Annotated in this window: 12 protein-coding genes; 7 read left to right on the forward strand and 5 right to left on the reverse strand. The window is 33.1% G+C overall.

Features of this window, described 5'->3' with window-relative positions; genetic code table 11:
• Window positions 1-55: 55 nt before the first annotated feature.
• Window positions 56-2,239, reverse strand: a complete 2,184-nt coding sequence (locus QZ659_RS13390; RefSeq protein ID WP_291726332.1) for a glutamine synthetase III — start codon at window positions 2,237-2,239, stop codon at window positions 56-58.
• 763 nt (window positions 2,240-3,002) lie between these two features.
• Between QZ659_RS13390 and QZ659_RS13395 the strand changes: the two genes are divergently transcribed.
• On the forward strand, window positions 3,003-3,929 hold the full coding sequence (locus tag QZ659_RS13395) for a tryptophan 2,3-dioxygenase family protein (RefSeq protein ID WP_291726333.1): 927 nt from the start codon (window positions 3,003-3,005) through the stop codon (window positions 3,927-3,929).
• A 164-nt stretch (window positions 3,930-4,093) separates the two neighbouring features.
• Window positions 4,094-4,717 carry a hypothetical protein gene (locus tag QZ659_RS13400; RefSeq protein ID WP_291726334.1) on the forward strand — a complete coding sequence of 208 codons (624 nt, stop codon included), beginning with the start codon at window positions 4,094-4,096 and terminating at the stop codon, window positions 4,715-4,717.
• A gap of 123 nt (window positions 4,718-4,840) precedes the next feature.
• Here the strand turns inward: QZ659_RS13400 and QZ659_RS13405 are convergent, their stop codons facing one another.
• Both QZ659_RS13405 and murG read right to left on the reverse strand, forming a co-directional pair.
• Complete coding sequence (locus tag QZ659_RS13405; protein ID WP_291726335.1) at window positions 4,841-5,563, reverse strand: phosphatase PAP2 family protein; 723 nt, start codon at window positions 5,561-5,563, stop codon at window positions 4,841-4,843.
• Window positions 5,564-5,955: 392 nt separating this feature from the next.
• Window positions 5,956-7,068: an undecaprenyldiphospho-muramoylpentapeptide beta-N-acetylglucosaminyltransferase gene (gene murG, locus QZ659_RS13410; RefSeq protein ID WP_291726336.1), complete on the reverse strand. Its 1,113-nt coding sequence runs from the start codon at window positions 7,066-7,068 to the stop codon at window positions 5,956-5,958.
• A 229-nt stretch (window positions 7,069-7,297) separates the two neighbouring features.
• On the opposite strand from murG, the gene QZ659_RS13415 reads away from it, so the two are divergent.
• Window positions 7,298-7,993 (forward strand): hypothetical protein, encoded by a 696-nt coding sequence (locus QZ659_RS13415; protein WP_291726337.1) that lies wholly within the window; start codon window positions 7,298-7,300, stop codon window positions 7,991-7,993.
• 138 nt (window positions 7,994-8,131) lie between these two features.
• Window positions 8,132-8,995, forward strand: coding sequence for a DUF3108 domain-containing protein (locus QZ659_RS13420; protein WP_291726338.1), 864 nt, complete (start codon window positions 8,132-8,134; stop codon window positions 8,993-8,995).
• Between the two features lie 109 nt (window positions 8,996-9,104).
• On the opposite strand, the gene QZ659_RS13425 is transcribed toward QZ659_RS13420, so the two are convergent.
• Window positions 9,105-9,902 carry a hypothetical protein gene (locus QZ659_RS13425; protein WP_291726339.1) on the reverse strand — a complete coding sequence of 266 codons (798 nt, stop codon included), beginning with the start codon at window positions 9,900-9,902 and terminating at the stop codon, window positions 9,105-9,107.
• Window positions 9,903-10,033: 131 nt separating this feature from the next.
• Between QZ659_RS13425 and QZ659_RS13430 the strand changes: the two genes are divergently transcribed.
• From QZ659_RS13430 to QZ659_RS13440, 3 genes are all read left to right on the forward strand, one after another.
• A complete protein-coding gene (locus QZ659_RS13430) occupies window positions 10,034-11,368 on the forward strand; it encodes an aspartyl protease family protein (protein WP_291726340.1) in 1,335 nt (444 codons plus the stop codon).
• Window positions 11,369-11,469: 101 nt separating this feature from the next.
• Window positions 11,470-12,000: a hypothetical protein gene (locus QZ659_RS13435; protein WP_291726341.1), complete on the forward strand. Its 531-nt coding sequence runs from the start codon at window positions 11,470-11,472 to the stop codon at window positions 11,998-12,000.
• Window positions 12,001-12,199: 199 nt separating this feature from the next.
• Entirely contained in the window at window positions 12,200-13,861 is a 1,662-nt protein-coding gene (locus QZ659_RS13440; RefSeq protein ID WP_291726342.1) for an FAD-dependent oxidoreductase, read from the forward strand.
• Between the two features lie 74 nt (window positions 13,862-13,935).
• Here the strand turns inward: QZ659_RS13440 and QZ659_RS13445 are convergent, their stop codons facing one another.
• Window positions 13,936-14,397 carry a CBS domain-containing protein gene (locus tag QZ659_RS13445; protein ID WP_291726343.1) on the reverse strand — a complete coding sequence of 154 codons (462 nt, stop codon included), beginning with the start codon at window positions 14,395-14,397 and terminating at the stop codon, window positions 13,936-13,938.
• Window positions 14,398-14,659: the final 262 nt, after the last annotated feature.

Genomic DNA, 14,659 nt, shown 5'->3' on the forward strand with positions numbered 1-14,659 from the left:
AAAATTGCACTAGCTTTTGAAAATAACAAAATTATACCAGCTAACTACTTAATATTTATCTTACAAAAAGTAGCTCACGATATTTAGGAAGTTGCCATAAATCATCATCTACAAATTGTTCTAGCTTATCCGTTTCATATCTAATCTTATCAAAATAAGGTTTGATTTTGTTACAGTAAGCCTCTGCTCCTTCTGTCGGCTCTAGTAAGTTGGCTTTTTTACGCTCATTTATCATTTCTTTGACAAGCTTGGTTGCTTTATCAACGTGTTTCGAAATTCTACGAGCCGTATCAGTAATCATTTCCAAATTTTCTTCTAAACCTACTTTTTGCATTTTATGTATGCTTTCAGACAAAACACCCAAGTATTTCATAGCAGAAGGCAATACATGATTGATGGTAATATCTCCTAAAAGACGAGATTCAATCTGAACTTGATGCAAATAGTTTTCTAAATGAATTTCTTGGCGAGCTTCGATTTCATCTTCTGTCAAGATATTATTATCAGTAAATAATTTCTTTCCTTTTTTAGTAAGGTTAGCTGTCAAGGCTTCTGGAGTAGTGCGAAGGTTGGAAAGACCACGTTTTTTAGCTTCTTTTTCCCACTCTTCACTATAATTATTGCCCTCAAAGCGAATAGCTTTTGATTCTTTGATATAACGACGAAGAACATTTACGATAGCAAGTTCACGTTTTTCGCCATCTTGTTCTAGCTTTTCAACCTCTGCATGGAACTTTGTAAGTTGGTCAGCGACTGCCGTATTCAAAACCATCATTGGGAGTGAACAGTTTGCTGTAGAACCCACAGCACGGAACTCAAATTTATTTCCTGTAAAAGCAAATGGAGAAGTACGGTTTCTATCTGTATTGTCAAGTAAAATTGGTGGAATTTTATCAATTCCTAATTTAATGTACATATTGTCGCCTTTTCCGACCTCTACTTTTGCATTTTCTTCTAGTTCGTTCAAGACTTTATCAAGCTGAGAACCTACAAAAACAGAAATAATGGCTGGAGGTGCTTCGTTTGCTCCCAAACGATAATCATTCGAATCTGATGCGATACTAGCACGCAAAAGGTCGGCATGTTCGTGAACAGCCTTAATCGTATTTACAAAGAAAGCTAAGAACTGTAAATTTTCTTTTGGCTTGTTAGATGGAGCTAATAAGTTCTTGCCTGTATCTGTACTCAATGCCCAGTTGTTGTGCTTTCCACTTCCATTTACGCCTTGGAATGGCTTTTCGTGGAAAAGAACCTTCAAGTTATGACGCTCTGCTACTCTGCTCATTACGTCCATCAAAACCATATTATGGTCAACAGCTACGTTTACTTCTTCAAATTGTGGCGCACATTCAAACTGTGCTGGTGCAACTTCATTGTGGCGAGTTGTGATAGGAATACCTAATTTCAACGCTTCAATTTCAAAATCTTGCATAAAGGCTTTTACTCTTGAAGGAATAGAGCCAAAATAATGGTCATCTAATTGCTGTCCACGAGCAGGTGCGTGGCTCAAAACAGTACGTCCACCAAGCATCAAATCGTGGCGAGCATAAAAAAGTGCTTTGTCCACTACAAAAAATTCTTGTTCTACGCCAAGTGTAATGGTAACCTTATTTACATTTCTATCAAAAAGACGACAAACATTTGTAGCTGCACGATTCAAAAAATCAATAGAACGAATAAGAGGTGTTTTGTGGTCTAGTGCTTGTCCTGTATAAGAAACAAAAAGTGATGGAATACAAAGTGTTTTTCCTCCTCCACTCTCTACAATAAAGGCTGGTGAAGAAGGGTCCCAAGCTGTATAGCCACGAGCTTCGAATGTTACACGAAGACCACCACTAGGGAAAGAAGACGCATCTGGTTCTTGCTGAACAAGTGTAGAGCCTTTAAATTCTTCTAATGGAGTTCCTTCTGCATTCGGACGGAAAAATGAGTCGTGTTTTTCTGCACTTGTTCCACGCAACGGCTGAAACCAGTGTGTATAGTGTGTAACACCGTTTTCTATTGCCCATGCTTTCATTCCAGAAGCCACAGCGTCGGCAAGGCTACTATCTATTTTTTGTCCTTTTTCAATCGCTATGTTTAATTTCTTAAATGTTGAAGAAGACAAATAGCGTTGCATTGCCTTTTTGTTGAATACATTTACTCCGAAATAATCTGAAATACGATGAGAAGGTGAGGTTACTTTTACTTCTGGACGATTTTTGGCATCTCTTAATGCTTCAAAACGAATATGTGACATAAATAAAAATTTAGAGAGAAGATGGTGTTAAATAAAAAAGCGAATGCTTGATTTTTATAGATTTTTTTTGATAAAACGGTTTTTGAATCAAAAATAGCCTTTAATTATAAGGCAAATGTAAATAATTTTTGTAAAAAATGATAAAATAGGTTGAAATTTTAAGTTGATTTTGTGGTGTTTTTTTTAAGCTTGTAGGGAAAGGTAAAATGTTCTTCTTTTTGTGTGAGATTTTATTACTGAAATAGCAGGCACTACAAATAGCATTATCCCTCAATTCACGTTTAAATACGATAAAATTTAAACAACTTATACAGAAAAAAAATGATGGTGTTACAACAAAGTATGATGAGCATTTATAATTTTGATATTGAGTGCGAATTATCGTCGGTGAGACACTGACAAGAGCGAAGAAAAGCCGTTGTTGGTGTCCCCACCAACAACCAATATCTCCCCATCATACTTTTTACAACACCACCAAAAAAAATATCATGGTTTGGTGTTTTAGTGCAAGCAACAACCACAAAAAGAAAATATGACTTTAAAACTCAAAAATGACCTTAATAGTTTTTATAAGAAAACCCCTACAATTTATATTGTTAAGTTATTATTCTGTTTAACTTTGTACCAAAATATTTTTCTATACTCAAGGTGTATGAGTTTTGGAAAATGAGTCATAAAAAATGTCTTTGAACCAAACCCTAAGAGTCTTTAAGACCCTTAGGGTTTTAAAAATAATTAATTTTGAGAATATCAACTAAGAAAAATGACACAAGAAGAAATCATAAAAGCCATTAATGAAAAATACGAAAACTTGGACGAAAACCCTGATACGTATTTGAAAGGATTACTACAAGCCAAACCTATCAATTATTGGGATTACATTGAAGTTGATACTTTGCTTTCTCTTCAAAAACCTCGTACAAATTTTAAAGACGAAGAAATTTTTATTATTTATCATCAAATAACAGAGCTTACACTCAAATTAATGGTGCATGAATTAGAACAAATTATTGAAGAACCTAACATTACAGAAGAGTTTGTTCAAATTAAAATTCATCGCCTAAACCGTTATACTTCTATGCTTATCAATTCTTTTTCTGTGATGAGTGAAGGAATGGATTATGACGATTATAATGCGTTTAGAAGTACGCTAACACCTGCGAGTGGTTTTCAGAGCGCACAATTTCGTTTTATTGAAATTTATTGCACTCGTCTGAAAAACTTAATTAATCAAGAAGGGATAGAACGCTTGTCTGCATTAGAAAAACCAAAAATTGAAGATTATTTTGAGCATATTTATTGGAAAGATGCAGGACATAATCGAAAAACTGAAACTAAAACTCTGACATTAAGACAATTTGAGGAAAAATATCTATCTAAGTTTATTCATCTTGCCAATGAAGTTAAAGGCAAAACACTAGAGGATAAATTAATTCAACTACATACTGAAAAGCCTATTTCAGGAGAATTAAAAAAATTATTGAGAGAGTTTGACATACTTTATAATGTTACTTTCCCTTTGGTGCATCTAAGTACTGCAAAACATTACTTGAATAGCAAAGGAGAAAGTAAAGCTGCGACAGGAGGTTCGGAATGGCAAAAATACCTACACCCAAAATTTCAACAACGAAAGTTTTTTCCTATGCTTTGGACAGAAGAAGAAAAAGAACACTGGGCAAAGAAAGAATAAATACTATGCTAGAGGCAAGACAAATATTATCTCTTTTTAGAGTACTAGACATGGGTAATATTGTTGTTGGTGTCTCACCAACAACGGCATTGACTTAGAACAATACATTTAACTTTTCGTACATTAGAGCGTATTTCTTTGGCGTACACTTCCTGTATGAACCTATGTCTCAAACTTCAAGAAAAATATCCTCATTTATTGGACTGATTCTACTAGCTGTAATTATAGCTTTTACTGTATTTATAAATTTTTCTGGGGAAGAAACTGTAAAAGAAGCAGAGTTAATCGAAGAAGTTCCTGTTACAGAGACACAGATAGAAGTTGAAGAACCAAAATATAGAGTTTTTGATTCTGTTGATGTAGCTAACCTTTGGAGTTTTAACAGATTAGAAATAAAAAAAATATATGTAAACGAAGCTAGGGTATATATGACTATAAAAAAAGATTTTAGTAATACTGGTCTTGGTATATTAGGATTTAGTTATAAAAAAACTACGGAGGCTTCTGAAAAGTTACTTGATAATGTAGAAGTTATTTCTTTAAATTCTATCCATTCTGATTCGGCTACGTTATTGAAAATAGGAGCTACTTTTATAGAATATCAAATTAAAAATATTACCACTCCATACAAAGGTCTTACAATTATAAAACTTTCTGATGATAGAGATGTGATTTTAGTGAAGCCTAACATAGAAATTAGAGATAATTATTATCAAAATATAGTAGAAAATGCTCAATATTTAAACGATAGTACGAGAATAGTTGTGCCTCATAAGAAATTACACTAAAAGTGGTTTAAGACCTAAAAGCAAGCAAAGCTAATGTAAAATTGTCGGTCTGACCTTGGTTCTATTAGGTCAGTATCGCTAGAGCAGGCTGTAAATAAATATCTAATATTCTTCAATTAGAACTTACTTTCTTTTTCTATAAATATGAACAAGATTAATTATTAGGATACAAAAAAACACCCAAAAAAGACCAGCCACATACCCTCCTGCTATATCAGTAGGAAAATGTACACCTAAATAAATTCGACTAATTCCGATACTCAAAATTATTAGTATAAAAACTACAATCAAACTGGTTTTGAAAAAAATATTCATCTTGAAGGTAGAAACCAAATATATTAAAAAGCCATAAAAAGCCATCGCACTCATAGCATGACCACTTGGATAACTCAATGTAGTTACAGAAACCAAGTGTTCTATATCTGGTCTAGCTCTGTCGATAAAACGTTTGAGCATGATATTAGAAGCAGACGAAATTAATAAGACACTTGTTATTTGAATAACATATTTCCACTTTTTAAATGCTAAATAAGTAATTAGAGTAAACAAAGCAAGTGCGATTAAATAACCATTACGATCACCTATATGAGTTATAAAAGTAAAATACTTAGTAAGTACGGGTGTCCGAAAAGATATAATATAATCTGCGATTTGTTTATCATAATCAGCTAATAAATCTTTCTTTAGGTGTTCTGTAAGCTCAATAAATATATTCATTCCACCTACAACAACAATAAAAGCTATTATGGCAGTAATAATATAAGATAAATTAGGATTGTCTTTATTAAATATACTTAATAAAATACTTCTTAGTTTTCGTATAAAGTCTTTTAGTATTTGTTTCATTTTCATGTTTTTTTATTGAGTATAGAGCTTGAACTTGTTTAAGAATGGTTTTCTAGCGCAAGATTCCATCTTGTGCTTACCGTTTCGTCAGCATATACTGACGAACTGAAAATCGGCGTAGCCAAAAAGTGCGTCCAAGCAGAATGCTTGAACGAGAAATAATAAATAAAACTTACCCTATATTTCATTCAAGCTACTTTCGTCCATTGGCTTCGCCGACTTTCAGGTCTTAAACAACTTCTTTAAAAAAATAGCCCAATTCCAAAATATATTAAAGCATCTTCTTTTGAATGACCATAATCAAGTGATATAATTCCGAGTTCACATTAAATAAAGAAACAAAACAATACTTTATCAAGAAATAACTTCACGAAAATCCTAACAAAGAAACTTTATTTCTTCAACCCAATTACTCGTTTAGCAATGTCTTTTGCAGCATCTGGGCGAGCAAAATTTTTGATATTAGCTTTTAGTTTTTTCTGTTGGTTTTCATCATTTAAAACATAAATTAGACTTGGAATGAGTCTTTCATCAGCTTCATTATCTTTGATGAGCATAGCAGCATCTTCTTTGGCAAGTGCCATTGCATTTTTGGTTTGGTGGTCTTCAGCTACGTTTGGTGAAGGAATCAAAATGGCAGGTTTTTCTACTAAAGTCAGTTCAGAAATCGTCAAAGCACCAGCACGCCCTACCACGACATCGGCACATTGATAGGCTTTTTTCATATCATAGATAAAATCACTCACAAAAAGATTGGGATGCTCTAAAAGATTCTTTTCCTTTAGTTTTTCCTTCATTTTATCAATGTAAAACTTTCCTGTCTGCCATATCAGTTGAAAATTATTATCTAAAATCGTTTGAATCCCATTCAAAATAGCTTCATTGATGACTTTTGCTCCACCACTTCCTCCCATTACCAAGATGGTTTTTTTGTCATTTTTTAAATTGAAATAATCAAAATCAGTTTGTGTAGCATTCGGCAAATCTTTCAAATCTGAACGCACAGGATTTCCTGTAAACTGTATTTTTTCTTTTGGAAAATAACTTTCCATATTCGGATACGCCACACAGATTGCATCTACTTGTCTTGAAAGAAGTTTGTTGGTTAGTCCTGCATGTCCATTTTGTTCTTGTATAAGCGTCGGAATGTTCATTGTCGCTGCCACTTGTAAGACTGCCCCACTCGCATATCCTCCTGTTCCGACTACAACATCTGGGTTAAATTCTTTGATTACATTTCTTGCTTGATTCAGACTACCTAACAATCGAACAGGGAATTTTAAGTTTTCTAGGATATTTTTAGGAGAGAAACTGCGTTGCAATCCACGAATTGGAAGACCAACCACACGATAACCAGCCTTGGGCACTTTCTCCATTTCCATTTTTCCCTCTGCTCCCACAAACAGAATCTCTGTATTTGGGTTAGATTCTTTTAAAGCATCAGCAATGGCAATTCCAGGATAAATATGTCCACCTGTTCCACCTCCACTTATAATTACTCGCATGATTTGTTCTGATTTTGTAGCTTATTTTATTTTATTATGAATGAAATGTAAAACTACAAACTCTCTTTCAATCTAGCTAGTTTTTAAAATTGATTATCATTTTGCTGCAATAATTTTATGATTTGTCTGTTTTTGAACTAAATATGAGTTATTTTTCTTTTAACTATCTTTTTTATCTTTGTAATACGTTCGAAAAACGTAATCACTCTTCAATAAAAATTCTATTTCTATGAAAAAAATAAATTATTTATCCTTTGCCTTTTTAGCTCTTTTTATGAGCAGTATGTTTTTCTTGTCTTCTTGTAAAGAAAAAAAGAAAGAAGAAAGTGTAGAAACTACAATTGATGAAAATTTAGAAAGTGCAGAAGATGCTGCTGCTTGGGAAAAAGCTCAAGCTACTATGAAAGATGTTGATACATTAGCTTTGCCAGATAAACTAACGATGCTCAACGATAGTGTAGTGGTAACGTGGAACAGACTTTTGGCTGCAGAACGTGAAAAAAACGACATGCTAGAAAAATTTATTCGTGAGGCAAATTATATAGAAGGCTTTAAAGGAAAAGAGCTTTTAGATAAATTGGAAGTTGAAAGAAAAGCACTTTTAAAACTGCGCTACGATGAGAATACCATGCAAAAAGCAGAAGTAATGGATGCTTATGATAAAAAGTTAGTAGAAGTTCAAACACTGGTTAAGCAAATCAAGGAAAACAATCCAGAATTAGAACGTTATCCTGTTCCTTACTCTGTCATTACATATTTTGGAAGTTTAGACAATACGGACTTTATGTTGAGGAAAGATTATTCAGACTATGCTAATCAACTCAATGAGTTACTAATGACTAAAAAGGATGAGATTCCAACGTTAGGCGAGCAGTTTGTTAAGATAAAACCTGCACCCAAATTCGTTTATGGTGATTTGAACTAAGTAAATGCTTGGCAGAATACTTTTTGATTTAGGAATAGTTATTGCAAAATTATGATTGTCAGTAGGGGATTCAAACACTATAATCGTCTATTGAGTTAATTAAATAGCTATTCCTAAATTCCTTATAATATATCTGTTATGAAAAAATTACGCACTACTATATTCAAAGATTTTATTTCCATTTTATATCAAAAACCATCTTTACAAACTTTTGTCATTTTGGCAGTTTGTATTAGCGTTCTCATTTTTTCAACTTCTGCTTTTATGACCTATCAAAATGGAAACAGAGTAGCCATGCTACCTAATGTTGAATTTAAGAAAGGAGAAGAAATATCCTATCTAGTACATTATGGTTTTATTAATGCTGGTGAGGCAATTGTAAAAGTAGATGATAATTTCCATAATGTAAATGGAAATAGTTGTTATAGAGTCGATGTAGAAGGCAAAACGGTAGGTGTATTTGCTTGGACAACCGATGTAGATGACAAATGGAGTTCATACATCGATAGAGAGAAACATATTCCAAGAAAGTTTTACAGGAAAATAAAAGAAAACAAATACAGAAAAGAAGAAACTGTAATGTTTGACCATGCTGGCAAACAAGCCAATGTAAAATATAAGAAAAGAGATGACAAAAAATGGACAAAGAAAGAATATCCTATTCCTACAAATGTACAGGATATGATTAGTGGATATTATTTTTTACGTAGAGTAGATTATGAAAAACTCAATAAGAATGAAATTATCCGAATGGATGCTTTCTTTGAGGATTCTGTGTATGATTTTAAAGTGCGTTATATTGGAAAAGATGTTGTCAAAACAAAATTAGGTAAAAAAGAAGCCTTCGTCATGACTCCAATTATGCCAGAAAACAGTCTTTTTAGTGGAAAAGAATCTATTAAAATTTGGATGTCGGCAGATGAAGACCGTATTCCTCTCAAAATTAGAGCAAATATGTTTATTGGTGGTGTTGAGGTAGATATAACTGAATATAAAAAATAAATGTAGCACATTTTTTAGAGTGTGAGTATTTACTTAGTTCCAAAGGCTTGCCTTTGACTATCTGCAAGAAAGGAAAAGTTACGGCTTTTCCTTTTTTTATGCTCTAGTTTTACAAATGAAATTCTCTAAGCAAACGAGCATGTGGAGAGGTAGAAAGTATCCATTTGATAGATTTTCCTTTGTCAAAGCTATTTTTTCTGATAAATTTTTGAATGTGTCTTAATTTTACAAAAGCATCATTTTCACTTGCCACAATCATAATTTTCCTTTCATTTTTCTTTGAAATTGCTTCCCAGTCGTTCCCATCAATCTCAAACGGACGATAAGCAAGCCAAGCACTTGCTAGGGAACTAATGCCGTGATAGATTTGATAACGAATGAGTTTTTGTGCTGATTTTGGAAAAATAAAAGAGGAAACAAAGATGATGAGTTCTTTAAATTTTCTTGAACTCACTACTTTTTGTAATAAAAATTTACCAAACAGATTTTGTGTTCCAAACCTGTACCAATTACTAACAGCAAGTGTTTCAGGGGCAATCAAAATGATTTTATCAAAAATCACTGAATCAGAAAAATGCTTTACAAACTGCAAAGTAGGGCGAACACCCAATGAAAAGCCAATGATATTGATAGAAATTTTTTTGCTCTCAAGATTTTTATTTTTTAAAAAATCTTTCATCAAGCGTAACCATTGTGCAAGGTCGATTTCTCTTTTTCTTGAAAACTGACTTTGGTTTTTTTCGTGATAAAATAATCCAAAGCTATAAATTTTTAAATTATTTTGATTTGCAAAGTTTTTATAGGCTTCTGTATTTTGCCCAATGCCATGAAAGGCAAGCCAAATTTGAGAAGGTGAGGAGGTTTGATTCTCAAAAACTTGATATTCTAGTTGGTAGTCTGTCTCCAATTTATAAATGAGCTACTTCTTAAATTTAACGTGAAAAAAATATTTGAATTTTTGTTTTCTCTATAACAAAGTAGTATTTTAATTCTATAGAACCAACACACAATTCATTTTAACTCTACTACTTACTTTCGATGAAAAAAAAAATACACACAAATGATTCTCAAACTAATTCTTCAAAAAAAATAAGTTCTTTGAGCTTATTGTATAGCTTACTTTTAGTTGTATTGGTTGTTTCCACAACTTTTTTTACTTCTTGTAGCTCATCAAAAAATATAAAAAGAGAAAGGTACAACGGTTTTAGTTTTGAGAGACCCAACAAAAAATTATTAACACTCAAGTTTAAATTAATTAATAATTTGATTGTCATTCCTGTTAGGATAAATGATTCTGATACGCTTCATTTTATTTTAGACAGTGGCGTTGAAAATATGCTCATTACAGAGCTTAGTTTGGGAGACAAATTACAAGTAAGTTATCTTAAAGAAATAGAACTCTCTGGTTTGGGTTCTGGCGAAAAACTAATGGCGTATGCTTCTCCAGACAATAATTTTAATATTTCAGGAATTATAGGACATCATCAAGATTTACTCATTTTGAAGGAAGATATTTTTCACTTATCATCTCGCTTTGGAATGCGTATTCACGGAATTATGGGCTATGGTATTTTTGCGGATTTTATAGTCAAAGTAAACTATGAAAGTGCAACCATTACATTTTACAACAAGAGAAAATATAAATACAAACCTCATAAAAAAGACATTCGTATTCCCATAGAAATAATTAATGCTAAACCTTATATTTGGGCTAAAGTGGAGCAAGATAGTGCAGAAGTTCCTGTTAAATTATTGATAGATACAGGAGGAGGACACGCTATATGGTTAGATGTCTCTTCTAGTGAGAAACTACAAATTCCACAGAAAAAGAAACAGGCATATCTTGGAAAAGGAATGAGGGGAGATATTACAGGATATTTGGGACGTTCTTCAAAACTAATCTTGAAAGACATTGAGTTGAAAAAAGTAACAACTGCTTTTCCAGATTCTACCTCTATTGCTACAGTAAGAGGACAAGGGCAGCGTAATGGAAGTCTAGGTTCTGAGATATTGAGACGTTTTCATGTGATTATGAACTACTCAAATAATACTATGATTCTACGACCTAATCGCAATTTTAAGGCTGAATTTAATTACAATATGGCAGGAATAGAACTTTCTACTCCCGTACCTGGGTCTGCTATTTATTTAGTTTCTAATATAGAGAAAGACTCTCCAGTTGCCAATTTAGATATTAAGAAAAACGACCAAATTGTGAGTATTAATGGAACAAATATTAATAAGTTTACGATTCATCAAATTTATGAACTCTTTAGAAGTAAAGAAGGAAGAAAAATAGAACTACGACTAAGGCGAAATGGTGATGTTTTTGATGAGCGCACTATTAAATTTAGATTAGAAAACCCTATTTAAAGAACAAAAAAATATTTACCTTTGTAACCTACACAAAAATCTACATTCGTATTTTGTGTAGATTACAAACACGAAAAATTACCTATTCAATATATTTTCTTATGGATTACGGCTCTTTAATCAAAGACCTTCTTATTATTACCTTGCCAGCAGGTGCAGTTTTGTACGGCATGTTTTTGGTAGTTAAATCATTTATCGGACGTGAAGTAAACCAGTCTTTATTACAACTCAAATCTAAAAATAGTGAAATTGCACTGCCTATTCGTTTACAGGCGTATGAGCGTATGGCTATTTTTTTAGAAAGAAACTCTGTCAATAATTTACTTCCTCGCCTAACCGAAGGAGGACAGTCGGCAGCAGAGTTACATCAACTTCTTTTGTTTACGATTCGTGAAGAACTCAACCACAATGTAGCACAGCAAATTTATATGAGCCAACCAGCGTGGGAATATATCAAAAGTGCAGTAGAAGATTTTATATCCATTATCAATCAAGCCTACCGAGAACTTCCAGAAGGTGCATCAGGATTTGAACTTTCTAGGCGTATTTTTGAACTTCAATCTGAAAAAGAAATTTCTCAAAATGAGGCTTCTTTACAGTTTATGAAAGAGGAGATTCAGCAATATTTTTAAAAGAATTACGAATTTTTTTGACTAAAAGATTTTGCTTTATAATGAACTATTTTATTCAAACTTTATATATTGGAATATAGCTTGATTTCATCGTTTTGTTACTGTAATCAGATTATTAATCATTTACAGTTCAATTCGTAACTCAATAATTTTTAATTGGCTTTGCCGATTATCCCATAATTGACAATTCGTAATTGACATGAAAAAGCCTATCATTTTTTCCATAGACGACGACCCACAGGTAGCACGAGCTATTGAAAGAGATTTGCGTAGTGAGTTTCGTAAGGAATATAAAATTATCAGTACGACTTCAGCAAATGAAGCCTTAGAAAGCTTAGAAGATTTTAAAAAACAAAATGAAGAGATTGCTCTTTTTCTCGTCGACCAACGTATGCCAGATATGCTTGGGGTAGAATTTTTAGAAAAGGCAAAACCATTTTATCCGAATGCAAAGCGAGTTCTTCTTACAGCTTATTCTGATATTGATGCAGCGATAAAGGCAATCAATGATGTTCAGTTAGATTATTATTTGCACAAACCGTGGAATCCTCCACAAGACAAGCTCTATCCAGTTTTATACGACTTACTAGAAAGTTGGCACAATTCCTACCAACCCGATTTTGAAGGACTAAGAGTCGTAGGTTTTCAGTTCTCACCACAATCTCACGATATAAAAGACTTTTTAGCAAGTAATCTTTTTCCATATCAATGGTTAGATTTTCAAGAGAATAAAAAGGCAAAAGAACTTTCAGAGCTACATAATTTTAGTGAAAATGATTTACCAGTCGTAGTATTTGAAGAAGGAGAAATCCTTAAAAAACCTAACAAAACAGAGCTTGCAGAAAAATTGGGACTTTCTACGACAGCTTCACAAGATATTTATGATGTTGCCATCATTGGAGGAGGACCTGCTGGATTGGCTGCTGCCGTTTATGGTGGTTCGGAAGGGCTAAAAACACTTTTGATAGAAAAACATGCCCCTGGTGGACAAGCAGGAACAAGTTCACGTATAGAAAATTATTTAGGTTTCCCTACTGGACTTAGTGGTTCAGAGCTTGCCAAACGTGCCACTACACAAGCACAGCGATTTGGTGTGGAGTTTCTAGTGCCACAGGAAGTTACATCGATTTCTCTAAAAGACGATTACAAAATTTTGACGCTTTCTGATGGAAAAGAAATTGTTACGAAAAGTGTTGTGATTACTTCTGGGGTTTCATACAGGACACTACAAAGCAAAGGAATGGACGATTTTACTGGGGCAGGAATTTATTACGGTGCTGCTACTACGGAAGCTCTTTCTTGTTCTCAAAAAACAGTTTTTATTGTCGGTGGTGGAAATTCGGCAGGACAGGGAGCAATGTATCTTTCTCGTTATGCTAAGAAAGTAAATATTGTTATCCGAAGAGAAGATTTATCTTCTTCTATGTCGCAATATCTGATAGACCAAATAGATGGAACGGAGAATATTGAAGTTTTACCTTTTACAGAAATCATTGAAGCAAAAGGTGATACTCATTTAGAACAAGTAGTTTTGCAAAATACACAAGACCAATCTACCAAAGAAGTAGAGGCAGATGCGATGTTTATTTTTATCGGAACGAAACCTCATACCGAATGGATAGAACTAGATATTATAAAAGATGAAAAGGGTTTTGTAGAGACAGGAAGAAATCTTTTGGGCTATGAGGAGATAAAAAAGGTTTGGAAACACAAGCGAGAACCGTATTCGTTAGAAACTTCTATCAAAGGAATTTTTGCAGCAGGTGACGTGCGTGCGACAGCAATGAACCGTGTGGCTTCGGCTGTAGGAGAGGGCGCAATGGCAATCAGTTTTGTACATAAATATTTGGCTGAAAATTAAAAAACAATCACATTTAATGCGATTGTTTTATTGTTTGTAATTAAAAATCTCTATTCTAATTCTTTTTCTATATCCTACCATGTAGTAGCTTCTATCACTTCGGCAGCTCTTAAAATATCTCTACGACTGACCTGTCCGATAACTTTTCCTTGTTTGCTCACTACTGGAAAACGACGAATGGGTGTGTTGAGGAAAGCCTGTGCGATGTCTAAAACATCTTGGTCTTCTGAAACTGTTTTTACATTTTTGGTCATAAAATCAGAAACTTTTCCTGTGCTGATGGGCTGATTGTGATATGCCGAACCAATAATTACTCTCAAACAGTCTTTTTCAGAAATAATGCCTACTAATTCTTGGTTTTCATTCAATACTGGAGCACCCGAAATCTTCTTTTCTAAAAAAATATCAATGACTTCTGTAACAGGCTGTTCTGGACGAAAAGTAATGAGGTCAGTTGCCATATAGCGAGTTACGGAAGGGTATGTTTTGATGCTAGTTGCGTTGTCGTTAGCTGTATTTTTTGATGTGAAATTCATAATTTTTGCTTTTTTAGAGTGAGTGTAGATAACGTATTATGTCGGTAATTTGAATAATTAGTATCATAATTTAACTCAAAAAAGTCATATTTCAAAACTTTATTTGGGTTTTTATGCTCTGATTAGTTCTGTATTTTGAAATATAGTGTATTTTTAGAATTATTGCTTGATTAGAAAACATTGCAAAACAGAATGAGCTTCATTTTAGTTTAATGAATCTATATCAAGAAAATTAAGATAAAATAAGCCTAATAATATGGAT

The sequence above is a fragment of the Bernardetia sp. genome (assembly GCF_020630935.1).
Taxonomy (GTDB): domain Bacteria; phylum Bacteroidota; class Bacteroidia; order Cytophagales; family Bernardetiaceae; genus Bernardetia.

Bases quoted from the DNA above. Each gene is read 5' to 3' on its own strand.
- QZ659_RS13420 (WP_291726338.1), top strand. From the start codon at position 8,132: ATGAAAAAATTACGCACTACTATATTCAAAGATTTTATTTCCATTTTA.
- murG (WP_291726336.1), bottom strand. From the start codon at position 7,068: ATGCGAGTAATTATAAGTGGAGGTGGAACAGGTGGACATATTTATCCT.
- QZ659_RS13440 (WP_291726342.1), top strand. From the start codon at position 12,200: ATGAAAAAGCCTATCATTTTTTCCATAGACGACGACCCACAGGTAGCA.
- QZ659_RS13430 (WP_291726340.1), top strand. From the start codon at position 10,034: ATGAAAAAAAAAATACACACAAATGATTCTCAAACTAATTCTTCAAAA.
- QZ659_RS13390 (WP_291726332.1), bottom strand. From the start codon at position 2,239: ATGTCACATATTCGTTTTGAAGCATTAAGAGATGCCAAAAATCGTCCA.
- QZ659_RS13405 (WP_291726335.1), bottom strand. From the start codon at position 5,563: ATGAAACAAATACTAAAAGACTTTATACGAAAACTAAGAAGTATTTTA.
- QZ659_RS13445 (WP_291726343.1), bottom strand. From the start codon at position 14,397: ATGAATTTCACATCAAAAAATACAGCTAACGACAACGCAACTAGCATC.
- QZ659_RS13435 (WP_291726341.1), top strand. From the start codon at position 11,470: ATGGATTACGGCTCTTTAATCAAAGACCTTCTTATTATTACCTTGCCA.
- QZ659_RS13400 (WP_291726334.1), top strand. From the start codon at position 4,094: ATGTCTCAAACTTCAAGAAAAATATCCTCATTTATTGGACTGATTCTA.
- QZ659_RS13415 (WP_291726337.1), top strand. From the start codon at position 7,298: ATGAAAAAAATAAATTATTTATCCTTTGCCTTTTTAGCTCTTTTTATG.
- QZ659_RS13395 (WP_291726333.1), top strand. From the start codon at position 3,003: ATGACACAAGAAGAAATCATAAAAGCCATTAATGAAAAATACGAAAAC.